The 22,173-nt window shown below is 42.3% G+C and carries 18 protein-coding genes and 1 pseudogene; 8 read left to right on the top strand and 11 right to left on the bottom strand.

The window, feature by feature from the left end:
* Window positions 1-242 precede the first annotated feature (242 nt).
* Window positions 243-1,136, bottom strand: a complete 894-nt coding sequence (locus NWP21_RS11070; protein WP_280792731.1) for an alpha/beta hydrolase — start codon at window positions 1,134-1,136, stop codon at window positions 243-245.
* A gap of 192 nt (window positions 1,137-1,328) precedes the next feature.
* Here NWP21_RS11070 and NWP21_RS11065 point away from each other — a divergent pair, with 192 nt between their 5' ends.
* Window positions 1,329-2,108 (top strand): armadillo-type fold-containing protein, encoded by a 780-nt coding sequence (locus tag NWP21_RS11065; RefSeq protein WP_280792730.1) that lies wholly within the window; start codon window positions 1,329-1,331, stop codon window positions 2,106-2,108.
* A gap of 2 nt (window positions 2,109-2,110) precedes the next feature.
* Here the strand turns inward: NWP21_RS11065 and NWP21_RS11060 are convergent, their stop codons facing one another.
* A complete protein-coding gene (locus tag NWP21_RS11060; protein ID WP_280792729.1) occupies window positions 2,111-2,863 on the bottom strand; it encodes a WecB/TagA/CpsF family glycosyltransferase in 753 nt (250 codons plus the stop codon).
* A 183-nt stretch (window positions 2,864-3,046) separates the two neighbouring features.
* Between NWP21_RS11060 and NWP21_RS11055 the strand changes: the two genes are divergently transcribed.
* The 4 genes and pseudogenes from NWP21_RS11055 (at window position 3,047) to NWP21_RS11040 (ending at window position 6,568) form a co-directional block, all read left to right on the top strand.
* Window positions 3,047-3,748 carry a response regulator transcription factor gene (locus tag NWP21_RS11055; RefSeq protein ID WP_280792734.1) on the top strand — a complete coding sequence of 234 codons (702 nt, stop codon included), beginning with the start codon at window positions 3,047-3,049 and terminating at the stop codon, window positions 3,746-3,748.
* Between the two features lie 140 nt (window positions 3,749-3,888).
* A pseudogene (gene queG / locus NWP21_RS11050) lies at window positions 3,889-4,864 on the top strand (tRNA epoxyqueuosine(34) reductase QueG).
* Window positions 4,839-5,480, top strand: a complete 642-nt coding sequence (locus NWP21_RS11045; RefSeq protein ID WP_280792728.1) for an HAD-IA family hydrolase — start codon at window positions 4,839-4,841, stop codon at window positions 5,478-5,480. Before queG ends, NWP21_RS11045 begins: the two are co-directional and overlap by 26 nt.
* Window positions 5,481-5,776: 296 nt before the next feature.
* Window positions 5,777-6,568, top strand: a complete 792-nt coding sequence (locus tag NWP21_RS11040; protein WP_280792727.1) for a hypothetical protein — start codon at window positions 5,777-5,779, stop codon at window positions 6,566-6,568.
* A 71-nt stretch (window positions 6,569-6,639) separates the two neighbouring features.
* Here the strand turns inward: NWP21_RS11040 and NWP21_RS11035 are convergent, their stop codons facing one another.
* From NWP21_RS11035 to NWP21_RS11015, 5 genes are all read right to left on the bottom strand, one after another.
* A complete protein-coding gene (locus tag NWP21_RS11035) occupies window positions 6,640-7,059 on the bottom strand; it encodes a type II toxin-antitoxin system VapC family toxin (RefSeq protein ID WP_280792726.1) in 420 nt (139 codons plus the stop codon).
* On the bottom strand, window positions 7,056-7,286 hold the full coding sequence (locus tag NWP21_RS11030; protein WP_280792725.1) for a type II toxin-antitoxin system VapB family antitoxin: 231 nt from the start codon (window positions 7,284-7,286) through the stop codon (window positions 7,056-7,058). Before NWP21_RS11030 ends, NWP21_RS11035 begins: the two co-directional genes overlap by 4 nt.
* 297 nt (window positions 7,287-7,583) lie before the next feature.
* On the bottom strand, window positions 7,584-8,348 hold the full coding sequence (locus NWP21_RS11025; RefSeq protein WP_280792724.1) for an ABC transporter ATP-binding protein: 765 nt from the start codon (window positions 8,346-8,348) through the stop codon (window positions 7,584-7,586).
* A gap of 178 nt (window positions 8,349-8,526) precedes the next feature.
* Window positions 8,527-9,744 carry an ABC transporter permease gene (locus NWP21_RS11020; RefSeq protein WP_280792723.1) on the bottom strand — a complete coding sequence of 406 codons (1,218 nt, stop codon included), beginning with the start codon at window positions 9,742-9,744 and terminating at the stop codon, window positions 8,527-8,529.
* A complete protein-coding gene (locus NWP21_RS11015) occupies window positions 9,741-11,198 on the bottom strand; it encodes an efflux RND transporter periplasmic adaptor subunit (protein WP_280792722.1) in 1,458 nt (485 codons plus the stop codon). Before NWP21_RS11015 ends, NWP21_RS11020 begins: the two co-directional genes overlap by 4 nt.
* A 360-nt stretch (window positions 11,199-11,558) precedes the next feature.
* Between NWP21_RS11015 and NWP21_RS11010 the strand changes: the two genes are divergently transcribed.
* The gene (locus tag NWP21_RS11010; RefSeq protein ID WP_280792721.1) at window positions 11,559-12,413 is read left to right on the top strand and encodes a tetratricopeptide repeat protein; all 855 of its coding nucleotides are present in this window, start codon (window positions 11,559-11,561) and stop codon (window positions 12,411-12,413) included.
* 416 nt (window positions 12,414-12,829) lie between these two features.
* Here NWP21_RS11010 and NWP21_RS11005 read toward each other — a convergent pair whose 3' ends face one another.
* Together NWP21_RS11005 and NWP21_RS11000 are read right to left on the bottom strand one after the other, a co-directional pair.
* Window positions 12,830-13,234, bottom strand: a complete 405-nt coding sequence (locus NWP21_RS11005) for a response regulator (RefSeq protein ID WP_271731800.1) — start codon at window positions 13,232-13,234, stop codon at window positions 12,830-12,832.
* 7 nt (window positions 13,235-13,241) lie between these two features.
* Window positions 13,242-13,460 (bottom strand): hypothetical protein, encoded by a 219-nt coding sequence (locus NWP21_RS11000; protein ID WP_280792720.1) that lies wholly within the window; start codon window positions 13,458-13,460, stop codon window positions 13,242-13,244.
* 147 nt (window positions 13,461-13,607) lie between these two features.
* Here NWP21_RS11000 and NWP21_RS10995 point away from each other — a divergent pair, with 147 nt between their 5' ends.
* The gene (locus tag NWP21_RS10995) at window positions 13,608-16,136 is read left to right on the top strand and encodes a DNA topoisomerase (ATP-hydrolyzing) (RefSeq protein ID WP_280792719.1); all 2,529 of its coding nucleotides are present in this window, start codon (window positions 13,608-13,610) and stop codon (window positions 16,134-16,136) included.
* A gap of 376 nt (window positions 16,137-16,512) precedes the next feature.
* A complete protein-coding gene (locus NWP21_RS10990; protein ID WP_200987555.1) occupies window positions 16,513-16,692 on the top strand; it encodes a chlorophyll a/b-binding protein in 180 nt (59 codons plus the stop codon).
* A 281-nt stretch (window positions 16,693-16,973) separates the two neighbouring features.
* On the opposite strand, the gene rpoD is transcribed toward NWP21_RS10990, so the two are convergent.
* Together rpoD and gyrB are read right to left on the bottom strand one after the other, a co-directional pair.
* Window positions 16,974-18,149, bottom strand: a complete 1,176-nt coding sequence (gene rpoD, locus NWP21_RS10985; RefSeq protein WP_280792718.1) for an RNA polymerase sigma factor RpoD — start codon at window positions 18,147-18,149, stop codon at window positions 16,974-16,976.
* 1,917 nt (window positions 18,150-20,066) lie between these two features.
* Entirely contained in the window at window positions 20,067-22,004 is a 1,938-nt protein-coding gene (gyrB, locus tag NWP21_RS10980) for a DNA topoisomerase (ATP-hydrolyzing) subunit B (RefSeq protein WP_271731804.1), read from the bottom strand.
* Window positions 22,005-22,173: the final 169 nt, after the last annotated feature.

The following is a 22,173-nucleotide window of genomic DNA, read 5'->3' as shown; positions in this document are numbered from 1 at the left end:
AGGGATTTAAACGCAGCAATTAACTTATCGAGGTTGGCTAAACCTTGAAAGCTTACTGAGGGATAACCGCTCCCATGCTCCCATTGAAGTAAGAAATAAATGTCTAGACTTGTCTAGGATTTATATAGCAGATAATACAGCAGGTTTCATCTGAGTAGGTACAAAAGCCGGCAAGATGCCCACCCCACAAAAGTTGTATCATTCAATCTGTACTTCAGATTCGGTGCTAGGTGCTGTAGGAACTAATTCAACAAAGTGAAAAACCGCCGAATTAATCCAATAGTCACCGCGGGTACTTCTAACTGGGGCGTTAATCCCACATTTTCTAAGGGCTGAAATACTCTGATAGCTTGGGGATTCTTCTGGGCCAGACGACGACCAATTTCAGGTCCTGTGAATTGGGATTTTTGCCCCCAAATAATCCCAGTAGGAGTCGTCAACTGTTGAATATAAAGGGACAAATCAAAACATAAGTCACCACGGACAAAAGACAGGGCTGCATATTCAGCATTTGGTTGTTGGGCAGATTCCAGATAAGCTTCGACAATTTCCTCGTAAATGCGATGAGACTGGGCAAATTGCCTTTGTTCTAAAAAGTTGCGAATCCCTGCACTTGTAGCAATTCCAGTGCTATAAAGTAAGCGATCAATCATGGGAACACTAACTACCTGGGCAAAAATACTGCGAGAGTAGTCTTGACCAAAATCTGAGAGTCCCGCCGGTGTCACTAGAATTAAAGACCGAAATAAATCGGGATGGGCGATCGCCACTCGAATTGTGAAAGCCGCAGTCAGGGAAGAAGCGATCACCCTCACAGGTCCTGTACAAGTTTGCTGTAAAAACTCCCGAATCGTCGTCAGATAATCATCAATCATATAGTTTCGGGCTGGATGCTCAGACCTACCCCAACCGATTAAATCCGGTGCTAGAATGCGATACTCAGCCGCAAAAGCCGGATAAACCTTTGACCACTCATAAGCAGAAGAACCACCACCAAAGCCATGTAAGAAAACTAAAGTTTCCTGCTCATCTGTTGCAGTTCCATTCTGCCAAGGTGAGCTAGTGGCAGTATAATAAACCATCTTACCCAGTGAGGTCATTATGGAGCGTTGCTCAAATCCCTGTGGTTGAAACATAAGTATTGATTAGAGTTATGTAATAATCGGATCGCTGGCCTATTGAACCGAGACAGACTACAATTTTAATGATCACTCAGCCAGTAAATTTAAACCTCTGGCCACCGTCATAAATGATTTTTATGCGTCCTGTGCTATTTTTTTGATAGCCGTCTTAATATTAGACAATTTTTTATACACTAGATCAAGACTATGGCAAAGGCTTCATTTTTTATTAAAGTAATTACACAGATACTGCAATGGTTACCTGGAGAGTTGAAAACAAGCAGCTACAAGCAACTAAGTTTCCAGGTATTTTCCGGTCCGGGGGGTATTCTGGGCTTTCTGACAATTGTTCTGGCCATGCTGTTGTGGAACTGGAAACTGCTCTTAGCCCTTGTAGTTGGGGTTGGGGTAATGTTATTAGTTTACTCAATGCAAAAATGGGACTGGCAATTACACTTATCCCAGCTGTGGCGGTTATTAAATAGTTCCAATTCTCGTTTTGCCTTAGCGGTAGGTAGTGGAGGTATTGCCACTGTTACCACATACATGGCTGCTGCTATCTGGGTTGACTCTAAAAGTTCTTGGATTGCGACCGGTGCTATTGTCCAAGGTTTAGCAACCTTATTAACTTTAGTTTTACTGATGTGGCAAATCCTCAGTTTTTATGGAACACAACAGCAAAACAACCTTGATCAGTTGTTAGTTAATTTAACAGTAGAAGACCCATTGCAGCGTTTAATTACCATACGGCAAATAACTAAAATTATCGCTCATCACGGAGTTGATCGCAAGGTACAGCAAGAAGTCATTCAGTGCTTACAGCTATTACTCAGTCAGGAGCAAGAAACAGTGATCAAAGATGCGGTTTTAGATAGTTTACAGGCTTTAGATGGTTTACAAGCTCTAGCATCCAGTCCAGTGAAACCTTTGCGCCCTCTATCTAGCAAGTCTCAGGTTACCGTTTCTTCCTCTGGAAAATTAGCTTAATCCTATATTCCACCCCTTGCAGTTACTCGATAAATCAAAGCTTTCAGGGCAAATTCCGGCAAAGCCAACATCCGCCGCCAACGCCAAGGTTCTTGATATAGGCGATATAGCCATTCTAAGTTATTATTTGCCAACCAAGCAGGAGCGCGAGTTTTGCTCCCTGACCAAATATCGAAGCTACCACCAACACCAATCCAAATTGCTTGGGGACACAAATGACGATTTTGGGCAATCCATAACTCTTGACGTGGGACTCCCAAACCTACAAAAATTACTTGTGGCTGCAATTGTCTGAGGGTTTGTTTTAATTGCTGTTCTTCTTCTAAGGTATGGTAGCCAGAATGAGTACCTACTACGTTTAAGCTGGGGATTTTTAGCTGCCAAAATTCCTTGGCTTTGACAACTACTTGGGGAGCGCCACCATAGAAAAAAATTTTTGTATCTGTTTGCTGTTGTCCCAGTTCTTGCAGCAGGTTTTCTGCTAGTTCAATCCCCGGAAAACGCTGCACTTTTTGCCACATAAGCCACCGCAAATACAGGACTACCCCCGCACCATCTGGAATTACTAGGTCGGCATTTTTAACGGCTTGGGCCAGGGTCGGATTCTTTCGTGCTTGCATAGTCATTTCTGCATTCAGGGTGACCACATGAGCACCTCTGCTCTGTCGTAGGGATTCCAGGAGCCAGCCCGGATAATTGCTCACAATATGAACTGGTATTCCCAGTACCGAAAACTCTTGAGGCGGTTGCAACATAGCCTAATTTTCAATAGGAATTACAGGGGATGATTTCGACCGTTAGTCTATCAAATTTTTTTTTCATTGAGCAAAAAAAATTATGTTGTGAAGGCCAGAATAATATGAAAGTTCTTTACTAAAGAAATATCTATTTTTAAGGTAAAGTTGTACACTATACTCCCTAATTTGAATATGAATAAGATTTGTAAAATGCGTATTGCGATCATTGAAGATCATGAACTGATTCGTCTGGGGATTAGGAGACTTTTAGAACAAAGGGCGGAAATTGAAGTTGTAGGAGAAGCTGCAAATGCGGTGACAGGTCTGGAAATGTTAAAAAAGGTACAACCAGATATTGCGATTATTGATATTGGTTTACCAGACAAGGATGGTATTCAACTCACACAAGAGTTGAAAGCTCTCTCTCCTGGAGAAAATTTACATACAAAAGTGCTGATTCTCACGGTTGACAATCATCCAGAATCTGTAATGGCTGCTTTTGCTGCGGGCGCAAACTCTTATTGTACGAAGTATGTTGACTTTTATACTTTAATGGTAGCGCTACGGAACACTTATCAGGGCAATTGTTGGATTGATCCGGCGATCGCCAGGATTGTCTTACAAGCAGCACAAGCAAATACCCAATTACGACCAGATGAGTACAATATTTTACCAGATTCTCAGGGTGAGAAGAACAATACCGCGGCTCGTAACCTCTCAGCCAGGGAAATACAAGTATTACGCCTCATAGTGGACGGTTGTACTAATGACATGATTGCACAACAACTTGATATTAACCTGGGAACTGTCAAAAGTCATATCAGAAGTATTTTGAGTAAGCTGGGTGCTGATGACCGCACCCAAGCCGCAGTAAGTGCTTTGCGCCATGGATTGCTGGGTTAATAGTGTCTGCTCATCAAGAAGAAGCTAGGTAATCAGGTGGGTTTTTTGATGACCCCTTAATTTACATAATGGATGGTTTCTTAACAAAAATCAAATAATTTTTAGATATAGGTATATTAAGAAATGTTGAACAAAGGAAAATGGATCAATATTCTGTAACTAGCAGCAGTGTAGTTAAAGCTAAAGCCAGAGAGTTGGGATTTCACAAGGTGGGGATTACTGCTGTCAATGGGGTAGATGATACAAACGTCCAGAGGTTACAAACATGGGTAAATCTGGGTTATCACGCCGATATGGAATGGATGAATAACCCTAAGCGTCAAGATATTACCTTAGTTATGCCAGAAGTGCGATCGCTTGTATGTGTCGCTCTCAACTACTACACACCAGATCAACGTCCTGAAGGTAAAGAATATGGTAAAATCTCCCGTTATGGCTGGGGTAGAGACTATCATAGGGTCATGCATAAAAAGCTCAAGGCTTTGACTAGTTGGTTGCAATCCCTCGACACAAGTATTCAAGCCAGATATTATGCAGATACAGGCCCTGTACAAGATAAACTCTGGGCGCAGCGAGGGGGGATCGGTTGGATTGGTAAAAATGGTAATGTCATCACTAGGGAATATGGATCTTGGGTATTTTTAGGGGAGATATTGACCAATCTAGAACTAGAGAGCGATCGCCCACACACAGAACACTGTGGTAGCTGTACTCGTTGCTTAGAAGCCTGTCCCACAGGTGCAATTACCCAACCCTTTGTGGTGGATGCCAATCGGTGCATAGCCTATCATACCATTGAAAATCGCTCTGAAACATTACCAGAAACCATATCAGCCAATTTACAGGGCTGGGTTGCGGGTTGCGATATTTGCCAAGATGTGTGTCCGTGGAATCAGCGGTTTGCGCAAACAACAGATGTAGCTGATTTTCAGCCTTATCCTGGGAATGTTGCCCCCCATCTGGTAGAATTAGCCAATATATCCCACCAAGAGTGGGAAAAACGCTTTCCTGCTTCAGCCTTGCGGCGAATTAAGCCAGAAATGTTCAGGAGAAATGCTCGTGCTAATCTTGATGCATCCCCACCTAAAGAATGACCCACAAAGTAATTATTTTTGATTTTGATGGTACGATTGCGGATACAGTAGATGCTCTGGTGACTATTGCCAATCGTTTAGCTGGAGAGTTTGGTTATATCCAAATTACTCCAGAGGATTTAGCCCTGCTGAGAAATTTTACCTCTAGGGAAATTATTAAATACTCTGGTGTCTCTATGTTGAAAATTCCCTTCCTTCTCAAAAAAGTTAAGGGGGAATTAAAAGCAAAAATCCCCGAATTAAAACCTATACCGGGTATTTCTGAAGTTTTAGTAGCACTGCATAGTCAAGGTTATAGACTGGGAATCATTACATCTAATTCCCCAGAAAACGTCACAGCATTTCTGAGCAACAACCAATTAAATCACTTGTTTGAGTTTATTTATTCAGGGGTGACAATCTTTGGCAAGACAACTATAATTAATAATGTATTAAAACAGAAAAAACTCGACCCTACAACAGTAATTTATGTGGGGGACGAAACCAGGGATATAGAAGCTTCAAAAAAAGCCAATATTAAAGTTATTGCGGTGACTTGGGGTTTTAATTCTCCAGAAGCTTTAGCTAAACAAGAACCATCTATTTTAATTAACCATCCCCAGGAACTGCTAGAAGTTATCGGAGTTCTAGACTGTTGAATATTTTCATCAATCCTCTTGAGAGGATTTTTGCTTTCAGACGGGGAATTTATTCCCCGGACTGGTTGACTTGATGGTGAGTTTATTCCTTGATGTAGTTGACCTGATTGTGAATCTATGGCGCGATCGCATTGACGATCTAAGGTTATATTCCCGTCCCTTTTAGTGTCTGTATAAAATACTTAGTCGGGGAGAACATAAGACTTACCAAAAGAGGTATAATATTCTTCTGTTGGTTATAGCGAGAATTTTCTCGCTTTTTTTGTATAACAGCACGTGGAGGCTACGGAAAGCCAGTGACTGACCTTGCAGCGGGGGAAATCGTCCGGGTGCGATCGCGCCAATACCTAATAAATTTATCTCCAGAAATTGCAGAACGTTGGAAAGCAACTAAAAATGTGCTTAACCAAGGTGTTGACTCAATAGCTAATTCAAAACAGCAGTTTAGTGAGTCTTTAAAAGCAACAGCAAGTAAACAGACAGGTGAAGTAGTTGATACAGTTATTAATACTTTCCAAAAGGTTAAGGACTCTGTAGACGAAACTTTGCAAAGTGCTGAACAAATCAAAAATACTACATCATCAGCATTGCAAACTGTTGTGACTGATTCTGTAAATAATTGGCTGACTCAACACCCTGGATTTTTGCGGTTCCTTCATGTGTTGGGCTGGGCTGGTAGTCACCCGATTGTCACTATAGTGATTTTGCTGTTTGCGATCGCTTTGATTGGGAGCATTGTTAAAGTCATTGTCCGCCTGATTGAAACAGCTAGTTGGTCGTTACTCCAAATTCCAGTTAAATTAATTTGGTCTGTGATTAAAGTTAGCTTTGTTTCTTTGACTAAATTTACAGGTTTTGCTCTTCAATCAGTGAGAGATTCTAAATTAGATAATACGGTAAAAAATTTACCTATAAACTCTGAAACTTTCGATAACAATAAACATCAGCGATTAGCTCAAATCTCTAAACGTTTAGAAGTGATTCAAGCAGAACAACAACAACTTTTAGCAGAAGCAGCAGACTTAATGGCTGGGGAAAATATTGATCATTCCACTATTCATAGCGCCTTGGCGATAACTGAGGAATAATTTTATCCTCCTTTAAATCATTTAGGATTGCTATATGGGTTAATAAACTTGATGAAAATGATAAAATTCAATCAAAAAGGATTGATGATTTTAACTGGTGTCATTTGAAAATCATCAACATTGCGGGTAACTAAAATCAACTGATGATGATGCGCTGTCGCGGCAATCAGACTATCCATTACAGCTAACTTTTTACCTTGCAATTCTGCATTTGCAGAAAATTTTGCCCAACTATCTAAAATCTCATCATTTATCGGTAAAATCTGAGAAGAAAATTCCCTTTCTACTTTTTGCAGCCATATTTTTAGTTTTTGATATCGTTCCATCTGTGAGTTTTGGATTTTATAAATCCCTTTTTTTATTTCAGCGATGGTAACACTACTTAAAAATAGCTGTTCAATTGATTGTTGATTAAACCATTGACTAACTTGGGGGTTGGGAACTTTTTTAAAAAACTCAGACATTATACAAGTGTCAATTAGATAAGTCATATTTCAAAGTTCCTACCTGTGTCTCTATCACGTTCAAATAACGAGGCGATATCATCTTCGGCAGATTCATCATCTATAAAACGTAATCGCTCAAATAAAGGCAGTTCTTTTTTTTGTTGCTGTAAGTAATTGGATAGTATTTTAATGACTGCTTCCTGGGCATTTTCATAGTGACTAACTGCGACAATCTCATTAATTAGTTCATCATCTATTGTAATAATGGTCATTGTTTTTCCCCATTTTTAATAAGTTGTCCAACTATATTGTAAAATATTCTATTTTCGTTGTCAAAATTGCCTGTGATAAATGTGGGGCGTAAGGGTTAATTCTCATCTCTCAAACTTCCAAATCTTTGCACAGCCGTAATACACCCTACTTAATATTTACTCTCTCTTATACAATATATGTACAGCACTTTGCGTAACAATGAGGTACACTGTGTCGATTTTAAAAAAACAAAACTTGACGGTTGATTTATCTGGGCGATCGCCCCTTCCCCCTGTACACTGCTGTATATCCTGAATCTAAGACATAGTTACTGCGGTTAAATCCTCTGGGGTCAAATGGTTGTGAACCACAGCGCCATCACGAAACCAAATAATCCGCTGGGTTTGACGCGCCACCTCTGACTCATGGGTGACCATAATCACGGTAATTCCACTGTGATTTAATTCGGTGAAAATATCTAAAACTTCCTGGGTAGTTTGAGAATCCAGCGCACCGGTGGGTTCATCAGCTAGCAAGACAACGGGACGATTGACAATAGCACGGGCGATCGCCACCCGTTGCTGCTGTCCCCCTGATAATTGAGTGGGTTTGTTATTCAGGCGTTTTTCTAAACCAACCTTGATTAATGCTTCCCTGGCGCGATCGCCTCTTTCCCTGGGGTTGACACCAGCATATGCCATTGGTAACATGACGTTTTCTAATGCTGTGAGTTGGGGTAATAAATGGAACTGTTGGAACACAAACCCCAGTTTGATATTCCGAATTTTTGCCAACTCACCATCATTCATGGTTGCTACATCCAGGCCATCTAAATAGTAATGTCCCGTAGTAGGGCGATCCAAACAGCCAATAATATTCATAGCTGTGGATTTACCAGAACCAGAGGGACCCATAATTGAGCAATATTCCCCCTCATTGATGGTCAAATTCACATGATTGAGTGCTCTAACTTCCGTTTCTCCACTCCCGTAAATTTTAAAGATATTTTCTAGGCGAATAATTGCTGATGGGGTTGGGGGATGAACACCAAGATTATCGGTAATTGCAATAGTATTTTTCATAGGAAGGGAACAGGGAACAGGGAACAGGGAACAGGGTATAGGTTATGGGAAGGGAACAGGGAACAGGGAACACAGGAACAGGGTATAGGTTATGGGAAGGGAACAGGGAACACAGGAACACAGGAACAGGGTATAGGTTATGGGAAGGGAACAGGGAACAGGGAACACAGGAAAGACCTTAAGCACTTCTTAAAGCCACAATGGGGTCAAGTTGAGCCGCACGACGGGCCGGAACTACACCAAAAAATAAACCAACACCACCGGAGACCAGAACAACTGTTGCAATTGCACCCGGAGAAATTGCGGCTTCTAAGGGGGTGACTGCTGCTACTAGTAGAATACCGCTGACACCGATTGCAGTCCCAACCACACCACCCATAACCGAAACAATCACAGCTTCAATCATAAACTGAACTAAAATATCTTGTTGGGTAGCACCGATTGCCTTTCTCAGTCCGATTTCTTGGGTGCGTTCGGTAACTGAAACTAGCATAATATTCATAATGCCAATACCACCCACAAATAAAGATATACTAGCGATCGCAGCCAGCATAATAGTTAATGCGCCGGTAATTTGACCGACAATTTGTAAAGCATCCTTTTGGGTATTGATAGTGAAATCATCCTCCCCAGTAATTTTGTGCCGCAAACGCAGTAAATTAGTAATTTGAAACTTAGCTGCATCCACACTCTCGGCATTTTTAGCCGAAACCACAAGATAAGTTAACTCTAATCCATAGGGAGAAGTGCGCCCCACAATTCTGTTAGCCATAGTCATGAGTGGGATTACCGCGGCTTCGTCGTAATTCACACCTAGATTTGAGCCTTTACCTTCCAGTACCCCAATGACTTGAAAACTGGCATTTTTAATCCGCAACTGTTCACCAACGGGGTTCCTATTCCCAAATAGTCTTTCTGCTAACTCCGCACCTAGAACCACAACTTGGTTATTGCGTCTCATATCTAGGTCTGTAAAAAATCGCCCCATCGCAGTTTCAAAGTCACGAACCGTCAAAAACGAGGGAGTAGTACCAATGATATTGACGTTAGTGTTTTGGTTACGGTGTGTGACTACCTCCCGACTATTCAACTCCCCTGCAACTCCTGCTACCGTTGGTACTTGATTGGCGATCGCCTTTGCATCTTCATAAACTAAAGTTTTGGGGACATCCCTAGATATGCGCTGAGTGGCGCGATTACCTGGGATTACAAATAATACATTCGGACCTAAAGATTCTAATCCTTGGTTAATAAACCTTTGTCCACCTTCGCCGATTCCCATCATGGTAATTACTGAAGCATTCCCGATGACAATCCCCAGCATAGTTAGGGCGCTACGCAACTTATTAGACAGTAGGGTTTTACCGGCCATTTGGATACTTTCTAGGAAATTCATTGGTTATTCCCCCTCTTGTTGTAGTCTGGTGGTGGGTTGACAAACACGCGATCGCCTTGTTTTACTCCCTGTAAAATTTGAGTTTGGTCAGCGATTTGCGCCCCGATGGTCACCTGAGTGAAACTGGGTTGATTTTTCTCATCTGCTACTAATACCCCTGTTTGACCATTTTCCGTCACAATTGCTACTGTTGGTAAGACTAAAGCATCACTAATGCGATCGCCCAAGAAAGTCAAATCCACATTTAAACCAGAGCGCAGTTTTTCTGTACCCGTATCCAGCGCCACCCGCACCTGAAAAGATGTTACACCTTGTTCTACCACCGCTTCGGGGGCGATTAAGCGCACATGACCTTGGAAAACTTGATCTGGATAAGCATCAGCCACAATTTCTACTTGCTGTCGCTGTTCAATTCTGCCAAGATCCACCTCTGGGATTTGAGCGAGTACTTCTAAACCCCGTGCAACTGCCACAATAGAACTAGAAGTTGCCGATGCACTAGTAGAAGCCGAAGTTGTGGGAGTGACAAAAGCGCCCACGTTAGCGTATTTCTGAGTGACAATACCGGAGAACGGCGCACGAATCACACTATCTTGTAAGCGCACTTCTGCTGCTTTAACTTGAGCTTCAGCTGCTTTGACTGCGGCTTGACGTTGAGCAATTTCCTCCGGACGACTACCCTTTTCTAGTAGAACCAATGCGGCTTTGGCCTCGGTGACTGCGGCTTCCCTGACCGCAATTTCTTCATTGCGGCTACCACTTTCCAATAGTGACAAGCGTTTTTGTGCTTCTGCTAAAGCTGCTTTTGCCCTTTGGTGGTCGGTAACATATTGTTCTAATTGGTCTTGAGCAATTGCCCCTTGCTTCAGTAATTCCCCGTATCTGGTTACCCGTGATTGTGTAAGATTTACCAGAGCTTGGGCTGAATCTACCTGGGCTTGAGCTTGGGCAATTTCCTGAGAACGATTCCCTGCACGGGCTTGATTTAACTGCGCCTGGGCTTGGGCTAAACGGGCTTGGGCTTGGGCAATTTCCTGAGAACGACTCCCCGCACGGGCTTGATCTAACTGCGCCTGTGCTTGGGCTAAATTAGCGCGGTATTGCAGGATTTGCGCCGGGATATCACCCACATCCATCCGCGCCAGAATTTGCCCTTGTTCGACGCGATCGCCTTGTTCTACATATAATTGCGCCAGCACACCGGGGTTTTTGGGACTAATATTCACAGTTTGAACTGGCACTACCTTACCACTGGCTGCAATTCGCAAAGTCACATTTTGTGCTTCTACAGGGACAGTTAATTGAGTAATGTCTTGTTCAGTAGTTCGATTGATCAGATTATAGGTAATAGTTGTACCCACTGCTAAAGAACCCACTGCTATTAACCCAATTGCCCAGCGGAATGGATGTTTAACTTTTTTGCCCAGGAAGGGAACTTCTACTTGCGTAACCATAAATAAGAATAGCCTACTAATATCACTTAGTCTTAATCACCTGATTAATTGTCAAAATTCCAATCATATTTTGAGACAATTGTCAACATCTGTCCCTCAGGTAAATAACCCAACTAGGATTTACCCTGATATTTGCTTAATCTTTCTTTATATTACATTTTAGTCTTTGTTTATGTCTTCGGCTGAAGTAAGTAATTTTGTGGCTGTTGATGATCTGGTCTATTAACACTCCCGCTGCCGGGGAATGTTAACTGAAATCCGCTATAATATCTTGTGAAAGTCCGGTTTGTCTTTCTGATCAAGCATAGATCGTTTAAGCTAGCTGAAAGATTCCTTGATTTACGGCTAGGAGGCGTTAGTGTGCCTAAACATATTCGATTAATTTCCCTTCTGGTGATCTGTAGTTTGTGGAGTATGCCTAGGGCATCTCACGCACAGGCACTGATACCTCATGCATTGCAGCTAGATGCGGAAAAATTAGAACAACAAGGGTTGGCTTTAGCACAAGAAGCAGTTCAACTCGGACAGTTTGGGCAGTTTGACTTGGCTTTACCACGGGCGAGATTGGCTACTCAACTGGCTGCTAATAATGATAAGGTTTGGGTTCTGTTAGGTAGTTTACATTTACAATCGAGAAATTTTGAACCGGCCATCGCAGCATTGGAAAAAGCCCAATCTCTTAATCCGCGAAATCCTGACATTGTGTTTGCTTTGGGTTCGGTTAATTTCCAACAGCAAAATTACCAAGCTGCTGCGACACATTACCAAAAGGGTTTGCAGTTGAAACCCGAAAGCGCAGAAGGATGGTTTGATTTGGGGAATGCTTACTATATGTTAGGTCGATTACCAGAAGCGATCGACCAGTACAATAAATCCCTATCTAAAAATCAAAAATTCTGGCCGGCGATTAATAATATTGGCTTAATCAAATACGAACAGGGGGAGATTGAAACGGCGATACAGCAATGGCGAGCTTCGGTTAAAATAGACAAACAAGCGGCAGAACCGCAATTAGCATTAGCAGTGGCGCTGTATAATCAAGGACAACGCGAACCAGCCCTGTCCATGGGAGAAGCAGCACTCCGCATCGATCAGCGCTATGGTGATTTAGATTTCCTGAAGAAAAACCTCTGGGGTGAGAGATTACTATCTGATGCTGAAAAATTCTTAGCATTACCACCGATTCAAGCGGCTCTACAGCCACAAGAAAACTAACTACCTAGTAGCTGATTCGTGATTGAGATTGACATCTCCCCTGGTTGAAACACAGGGGATTCTAAACTGATGTTCCTACCCCTGCCCAAGCCTTGCTACCCAAAGTTTACGATATGATTTACTTAATCACTTAAATAAATCAACTCGTCTTGGAAGTGTCAAAGCTCCCCTACTCACCTGGGTCTAATGTCATACTTAGCTGTGTGGCTACTGAATGGGAGCATATGAACGGGTTTTTCACCATGTTTGTGGATGCTTTTTTTTATTTTAACTGCACAAAAATACTTTGTTAATACCTGTTAAAACCTTTTTGTTAAGGATACCACAGGATAAATCCTGTTGAGTTGCGTTTCATCCCTACGCTTTAGCGTAGGGGTTCTCACGTTCCCACTATGTTTTGATAGAATCAACATTTATTAGTGGATATCTGTAGGGAGAAGTGCCATAATTTGTTCAACAAACTGTTGATGATCCACAACTGGCTTAGAGATGTAGCCATCAGCACCGCTCTGGTGCAGAAAATTCTCGCGATCGCCTTCCATGGCATGGGCTGTTACCAAAATTACCGGTAAATTGGCGGTTTTTGGGTGAGATTTCAAGATTTGGGTAATTTTGATCCCATCAACAGACTGACCTTGATAAACGCTTCTCGAGAGGGAGACATCCATTAAAATCAGGTCTGCTTCTCCTGAGTGGGCAATTTTGATGACTTCTTCCACATTTTCTGTATGTTTGACATTCAAGCCACCCCGCTTAGTCAAAATTTTGGAAAAAACGCGAGCATTAATCAGGTCGTCTTCAACAATTAAAACGGTTTTCATGAGAATTTTAGACAATTGTGCTGAAAGTAGCCAAAGGATTTGAGATTAAGTGTAACCTTGGCATACGGGAGATGTGAGATTTATTCTGCCGATAAGCAGCGGAAGTGAACCAAAATCCCCAATCTAAAAAGTTACTATCAACGGATATGACTGATAAAATTGCTACCCCAACATCAAGGATAATACTACTAAGATTTATCCTGTGAGCACCACTGGCTTGAGACATAGGAGCAAGGCACTGAGGATTTTAATCGCTATGATAAACTACCATCAAAATTGTGTTATGAACCCCATGTCATCCGTTATGCTGCTTATTGCGTGCAGTGTTGAATCCAAGCGACGTTTGTGTAATTAAATTTCAGGGAAAAAACTCATGGCAAAACAGTTAAACCTTCTCCCAAAGGGACAGGTAATCACAACAGCCCTGCATACAGAGATGCAGCGGTCTTACCTAGAATATGCCATGAGTGTGATTGTAGGGCGGGCTTTACCGGACGTGCGTGATGGCTTAAAACCAGTGCACAGGCGGATTTTATATGCCATGCATGAACTAGGTCTAACCCCAGATAGACCCTATCGTAAGTGCGCCCGTGTGGTGGGAGATGTGCTGGGTAAATACCATCCCCACGGTGACCAAGCAGTTTATGATGCCTTAGTCAGGTTAGTTCAGGAATTTTCCAGCCGCTATCCCCTATTGTCAGGACATGGTAACTTTGGCAGCGTCGATAATGACCCACCAGCAGCCATGCGCTACACAGAAACGCGTCTTGCACCCATCAGCCATGAGGGGATGTTGGCAGAAATTGGTGATGAAACTGTGGAATTTATCGGCAACTTTGATAATTCCCAACAGGAACCTACGGTACTCCCGGCTCAATTGCCTTTTCTGTTGCTCAATGGCTGTTCTGGTATTGCTGTGGGTATGGCCACAAATATTCCTCCCCACAACTTGGGAGAATTAGTTGATGGCTTGATTGCCTTAATTGACCAGCCGGATTTGTCAGATGAAAAACTATGGGAGGTGATTCCTGGTCCGGACTTCCCCACCGGTGGCGAAATAGTCGGTAACTCAGGGATTCGAGACGCATATTCTACTGGTAAGGGTGGAATTGTACTGCGAGGAGTGGCCAAGACGGAGGAAATTGCACCGACTAGGGGTAGTAAGCGGCGCACAGCAATTATTATTACTGAATTACCTTATCAAGTGAATAAGGCTGGCTGGATTGAGAAAGTAGCAGATTTAGTTAATCACGGTCGCCTACAAGGAATTTCTGATCTGCGGGACGAGAGCGATCGCGAAGGGATGCGGGTAGTGATTGAACTCAAACGTGATATCAACCCCCAAGAAGTTCTGCAAAACTTGTATCACCAAACCGCCTTGCAAAGTAATTTTGGGGCGATTCTCTTAGCATTGGTGGATGGACAACCGCGCCAGTTAAGTTTACGCCAGATTTTGCAGGAGTTTTTGAAATTCCGGGAACAAACCCTCAACCGTCGCTATAGTTATGAGTTGGGTAAGGCACAAAGTAGGCTGCATCTGGTGTCGGGGTTGCTCAAAGCATTATCTCAACTGGATCAATTAATTGAAATTTTACGCCAAGCTGCTGATGGTAGTACTGCTAAAATCAACCTTTGTAGCCGTCTGGATTTGAGTGAGGAGCAAGGGGATGCTATTCTGTCTATGCCATTACGCCGCCTCACGAGTTTAGAACGCTCTAATTTACAGCGAGAGTTTGAGGAACTCAGCGGAGAAATCGCTGTATTGCAAAGATTACTTAGCGATCGCCAAGAACTACTCAAAAGACTGAAAAAAGACTTGCGATCGCTCAAGCGCAAATATAACAATCCCCGACGGACTAGGCTTTTAGCCCACACTAGTCAAGAGTTACCTCAAAACAAGGGAGCCGAAAGTAAAGATAAATTATATTTAGGCTATTTAGGCTCAAACAAAGTGGCTCCCGAAAGTTTACCATCTTCTGAACCACCAGAAGAAGTGGTGTTAGAATTCAGCCACCGGGGATATGTGCGTAGACTGCAGCCATCAGGGAAAAAATCGAAAGCCGAAAATGGTCTAGCGGATCATGACTTCATCACCCAAACGGAGTTAACTACAACAGATCAGGAGTTACTACTAATTACTAGTGGTGGCAAACTCTACCCTATGATTGTGGGAGATATTCCCCCTACGACTGGACGTTCTCCCCGGGGAACACCACTGATTACTATGCTCAGTAGTACGGCTCAAAGTGCTCAGGAAGCGGTGGTTAGTCGTGTCCTCTTACCAGAAAATTCTCAAACTAGGCAGATGGTTGTGCTGACAAAGCAAGGACGAATTAAGCGCCTATCTTTGGGAGAATTTACCAATCTCACCCGTCGGGGAATTACGATTTTGAAGCTCAAAGAAGATGATGAGTTGTTGTTGACCCAGTTAACTACTGCCCAGGACAATCTCATTTTAGCTAGTTCTGGCGGACGCTTGTTAAAGTTTGCTGCTGATGATCAACAACTTCCTCTTATGGGGCGGACTGCTATGGGGTTGCAAGCATTCCGGCTGTTAAAACATCAACACATGGTAGGCTGTGTTACTGTGCCTGGGGAGGATCACCTGTTGCTGGTGACTGAAGAGGGATATGCCAAACGGCTACCTGTGAGTGATTTAAAACGAGCTGATCGGGGTAATTTAGGCACACAAGCCCTGAAATTTGCCACTAAAACGGATCATTTAGTTGGGATGGTTAGGGCGATCGCCTCTGCTGAGGTGGCACTGGTGACTAATAAAGAGCGTGTTGTACGCATTAGAGTAGAGACTGTGCCCATTTTGGGTAGAGATGGTCAGGGTGAAAGCATTCTTGACATGCACCGGGATGAAAGAGTGATCACGGTGATGCTAGTCGGACTGTAATCGGCATACAGTAATTGAGAACTATGGGAACCTCACGCAGCTTCTATGTGTGGGGTTTTTAGCGTCATAAATCATAAACTTTACTATTAATCAATATAATTTGCCGGCTAGTATTCCCAAAATAATCGGTAATATCGGTATTTTTGTGGGCAAATCACCCAATTAATCATATATTTATTGAGAATAAATCTTAATATTTGTGTAAAATAGTTGTAATTTTTGCATATCTACCCAGTGATAGATGCTTTTCTAGCGCTATCAGCAATAAATACCTAAGTCAAGATATCGCAACAAATCATAAATAAATGTTGTATTTCTCAACTATTTGTTATATTATTTTACATAAGGCAATAATATATAGTTAGGAGTGCCAACCATGACAAACGCAACAAACGTTAATGCCCCCGTAACTGAAGATCGCAACGCTTGGCGTTGGGGCTTTACACCCCAGGCGGAAATCTGGAATGGTCGCTTGGCGATGATTGGGTTTTTAGCAGCTGCCCTGATTGAGTTGTTTTCTGGTCAAGGCTTCCTTCATTTTTGGGGTATTCTGTAAGTTTGATATACAGAAATAGGTAGATAAAAAAAATCAATAAAAAAACCTGGCATTACCAGGTTTTTTTATTTGTGGTTCATTTTTGCATTATTGACCTACTGCAAGCTGCCGAAGTAGTCTTACAGTCGCTCCTCGCCCATTTAAAGTCGTGCCGATGCCCCATGCCGACTATTTTAGACTCTACTATAGTGGACGCTAAACAGCAAGAGCTATGCAGGACGGACGAAAGCCGTCCTAGAAGGACGTTGCTGTGTATCCCACTCCTTTGGTCAAACTAATGACTAGCGAATATATTCCTTAAGAACACTATTGCGATTGGGATGACGTAACTTACGGAGTGCTTTAGCCTCAATTTGACGAATCCGTTCCCGGGTGACGTTGAAAATCTGCCCAATTTCCTCTAGAGTCTTCATGCGACCGTCATCTAAACCATAGCGGAGTCGGAGTACATCACGTTCACGAGGGCTGAGACTATCAAGGACTTTTTCTAGGTCTTCACGCAGCAGATTTTTGGAAACCTGATCTTCTGGAGTTTCACCATCGGATTCAATAAAGTCGCCCAATCGAGAATCTTCTTCTTTACCGATAGGGGTTTCTAGTGAAATGGGTAACTGGGCAGATTTGGCAATAAACCGCAACTTCTCGATGGTCATTTCCATGCGAGTAGCGATTTCTTCTTCAGTGGGTTTGCGACCCATTTCTTGAGATAGCAACTTGGTAGTTTTCTTAATCCGGGAAATGGTTTCGTAGAGATGAACCGGTAGGCGGATAGTACGGGATTGATCAGCGATCGCCCGGGTAATAGCTTGACGAATCCACCATGTAGCGTATGTAGAAAACTTATAACCTTTTTCGTGGTCAAACTTTTCTGCGGCGCGAATCAAACCAAGACTACCTTCTTGAATTAAGTCTTGGAAAGACAAACCACGATTCATGTATTTCTTGGCAATTGAGACTACAAGGCGCAGGTTCGATTGCACCATTTTATCTTTTGCCCGGCGACCAATATGCAGGCGATAACGAAATGCTGGCAATGGCAATTGTACAGCTTCTGCCCATTCCCGATATTCAGGTTCCCGTTCTAACTGCTCTTGCAGTCTATCCCGCACCCTTTCCAATTCCAGTAAATCAGCGATTTTCCGCGCCAATTCGATTTCCTCATCTGCCCGCAATAGGCGAATCCGGCCAATTTCTTGCAAATAAAGGCGAATAGAGTCTTCAGTGTAGTGCTTTTTCTTGCTTTGTGTCCGACGACGTGATTTAGCGGCTTTTCCAGACTTTATGTCGTCCTCATCAGACTGAGGCTCTAAAAACTCATCTTCGCCATCATCATTAATCAGCAAGTCCTCTTCTTCTTCTTCTTCTTCGACTAAGAGTTCTAACTCGAGCTCAGGCTGATTTGTTATTTCTAGGTCAGGCTGATAAATGCTTTCGAGTACGTTGTTAGCCTGGTTCATGCCGCGTTCCTCATGCTCCTTGCAGAATCAATTACTCAAGATGTGTTTACTGCTCTATTAACCGAGCTATTTCACTACCGAAAATAGGTTTTTAGGCTGACTTCCCGGAAGTTTTTCTCCTCTGTGAGAGGACTGTTTGATGATCTGTAGAAAGTCATATTACTGACTTGCTCATTTTAGTTAGAAATCATATGTGTTGCTATGACATACAACTTTTAACCAAGTTTAAACAAAGATTTGTCTTGATCCCAAAAACCTACCACTCCATATAACCAAAATATGAGTGTAATATGAATGTTGGCATATTTTCTGATAAAGACTTTTCCGATTGTAGCGTGTTTCACAAAAATTGCACTCTTTTTGTGTGTTAATCATGATGCAATTGTGGAAAGTCAAGCCGCTAATAACTAAAAGATATAGCAATCCTAAATGATTCATGAACAATTTCTGTTCCGGTGTGTTCCCTTTCCTCACTCATAATTTCTCAAGTCAAATAGGATGACTATATTAGAAATGGTAGTCATACCCTGAAATTTTTAACTTTCTCCCTTCTACTGGCGTTATGTTTACATTCAAAGGAAACTACACCCGCTATTACATACATTTAAGTATGATATGCAACATTAACTACATAGCAGCCGTTTTGTTAATCTTAACTTAAGCGAGAAATACTAATGCACCCATTTTTACATTTCCTTCATAAACAACTCAATTTTTAGATTTGCACGGAGCTTCTGGCGCCGTAAATACAGTCAGAATCATCATGCTTGTCTTCAGACACGGAACTTTAGCTCTGCCAAATGCCTCAACTAGGGAGTTAAGGCTGTGGTGTCATCAGCAAAATGACCAACAGTTGAGATTTGACTGATTCGTCTTATTCACACATTAGCGCACTGCCGAGATTTCTACCTTATGATAGTTGACAAACTGTTCTTATTGTATACACCGATATTTTAATCAATTCAGAGGAATTTTAACAGTTAAAATTACAGATTTTAGACTTAAGTAGACTAATCTCTAAATTATACCGGTAATATCATAGACATCACCCCGGCAATCCCAAGAAGGTATAAGCAGTCAGAATTCCCAACATAAAACAGTCAGATTATTGGTTGATCACCCACCGGCGGCGTGGCTGTAAGTCATAACATTGTTAAATCTAATACTCTTACTCTAGGGACAATGTTGTGATTACGCGATATTTAATCTTTAAGATATTGAGCTAATTCCGCTGGGTAGAAGAAATTAAGCTTTGCTATTCAAGCATAACAAATGCTTTTCTAACTTGTGGGTGAATTTCACCCATAACTTAGATTTATAGCAATCCTAAATGATTCATGAACAATTTCTGTTCCCTGTTCCCTGTTCCCTGTTCCCTTTCCTCACTCATAATTTCTCAAGTCAAATAGGATGACTATAGATATCGATGCTTTTGACTCTGACTAAAGTGCCAATACAATCTAGTTGGCATATACTTGACAAAAATTTGTTTTTGTGATCTTTGTACCATTGAAAAAATTATAGTTATGCTAATTTTATCTTGATGTATTATATCAAACAATTTGACCAGACAAGAAATCACCAAGAAAATTTCCCCGTTTTTGGTTCGACGGGGAAATTTTAAGCAGGGAGTATTACTATTGATAAAATTACTTGAGTTTTAGCTTGTGGTCTAAGTATCGGGGAAATCTGATGGCAGAATTACCCGATAAACTATTTGACACTCTGATGGTGTAAAGACACTGAGATACGGTCGTCAAACAGCGTCTACGCAGTCGGCTAAAGTCTAAGCCTAGTTTTCCCTCTCAGGGCTAAAACCGCTGAGTTTCCCGCTGACCGCGATATTTTTATGAACAATCAGGTTTTTCGCCATTTTCGTTATCAACGCTATATCAAGGTATTTAGATATCTAAGTACTTAGATATCTAAATCCGTGAGATTGAGTTTAGAAGCATAGGTTTCGATGAATTCCCGTCTGGGTGCGACGCGATCGCCCATTAAAATTGTAAAAATGCGATCAGCTTCCGCAGCGTCTTCAATTTCCACCTGCTTCATTTTCCTGGTTTCTGGGTTCATGGTCGTGTCCCAGAGTTGTTGAGGCATCATTTCACCCAAACCTTTGAAACGTTGGATGGTATAGTTAGCGTTGCTGGGGAATTGAGCAATTTTTTGTTGTAATTCCCGATCGCTATAGCAATACTCATGATTGCGTCCCCGTTCTAATTTAAATAGTGGTGGACAAGCAATATATATAAAACCCTGTTCAATGAGCGATCGCTGATATCGATAAAAGAAAGTTAACAATAGTGTACGGATGTGCGCCCCATCAACATCAGCATCAGTCATAATCACAATGCGATGATAACGCAGTTGGGAAGCGTCAAATTCGTCACCTTTTACCCCTAAACCCAGGGCTGTAATTAATGCTTGGACTTCGTTATTTTTATAGATTTTAGCGTCGTCTGTCTTCTCGATATTGAGGATTTTACCACGAAGGGGGAGGATGGCTTGGGTACGGCGATCGCGTCCTTGTTTAGCACTCCCACCTGCTGAGTCGCCCTCCACGATAAAGATTTCCGACTCTGCTGGGTCACGAGAACTGCAATCTGCTAATTTACCTGGTAAGGGTGAAGATTCCAGAACAGATTTGCGCCGCACTAACTCCCGCGCATGACGAGCTGCTTCGGCCGCTTTAAAGGCTTGAATAGCTTTATCTAAAATCGAGTCAGCGATTCCCGGATGAAATTCTAAATACTCACTGAGGACTTCTCCCACCAAAGAATCAACAATCCCACGAACTTCAGTATTACCCAGTTTGGTTTTAGTTTGTCCTTCAAATTCTGGGTCGGGGACTTTCACAGAAATTACTGCTGTCAAACCTTCCCGCACGTGTTCACCACTGAGGTTAGATTCATTCTCTTTAATTTTATTGCGCTTGCGAGCGATGGCATTTAAAGTGCGAGTCAGAACCGCCTTTAACCCTTCTAAGTGAGTACCACCATCAACGGTGCGAATATTATTAGCAAACCCCAGCACATTGTCTGTGTAAGCATCAGTACACCACTGTAAAGAAACTTCTACTTGTACATTATTGCGTTCTCCATGCACATAAATAATTTCTTCGTGTAGTGGTTGCTTCTCGCGGTTCAAATAACCAACATACTCTTTAATTCCACCCTTGTATTCGTAGGTTTCTACCCTGGGTGTATCGCTTTTGAGCAGTTCCAGGCGATGGTCGCTAAAGGTAATTTTGACACCTGCATTTAGATAGGCCAGTTCCCGCAGGCGACCTGCTAAAGTCATGTAATCAAACTCAATACCAGTAGTAAAGATTTGGTAATCTGGCTTAAATTTGACAGAAGTCCCGGTTCTGCCATCTTTTTCAGGCTTTACTTGTAGTTCAGTAACTGGTAGACCTCTTTCATAGCGCTGGACATGAACCTTATAATCCCGCCAAACAGTCACTTCTACTAGTTCCGACAGGGCGTTAACTACGGAAATCCCCACGCCGTGTAATCCCCCAGATACCTTGTAACCACCACCCCCAAACTTACCCCCAGCGTGTAGTACGGTTAACACAGTTTCCAAAGCAGATTTCCCCGTGCGCGAGTGAGTGTCGGTGGGAATACCCCGACCATCATCTGTGACGGTCACGGAACCATCAGCATTGATATCCACTTCTATATGGGTACAGTGACCCGCCAAAGCTTCATCAATAGAGTTATCTACCACCTCATAAACTAAATGGTGGAGTCCTCGCGGCCCTGTAGTCCCGATGTACATCCCTGGCCGTTTGCGGACGGCTTCCAGACCTTCCAGAACTTGAATCTGATCGGCACTGTAACTGCTCGTCATGAAAATTCTCCTGATGCGTGGGTTGAAAGTCGCCCAAAAACAAAAAAGTTAAAACACCCCAAAATTATAACACAAAAGGGTTAATGAGGACCGTAGACCATTTTTATGAGAAGTTTACATAGGGGATATAACCCCATAAGTTTTGTGAACTGATTGCCTCAAAATTTGC

Source organism: Anabaenopsis sp. FSS-46 (assembly GCF_029891665.1).
In the GTDB taxonomy this organism is placed as follows: domain Bacteria; phylum Cyanobacteriota; class Cyanobacteriia; order Cyanobacteriales; family Nostocaceae; genus Anabaenopsis; species Anabaenopsis arnoldii.
This window is presented reverse-complemented; position numbering and strand designations above follow the sequence as displayed.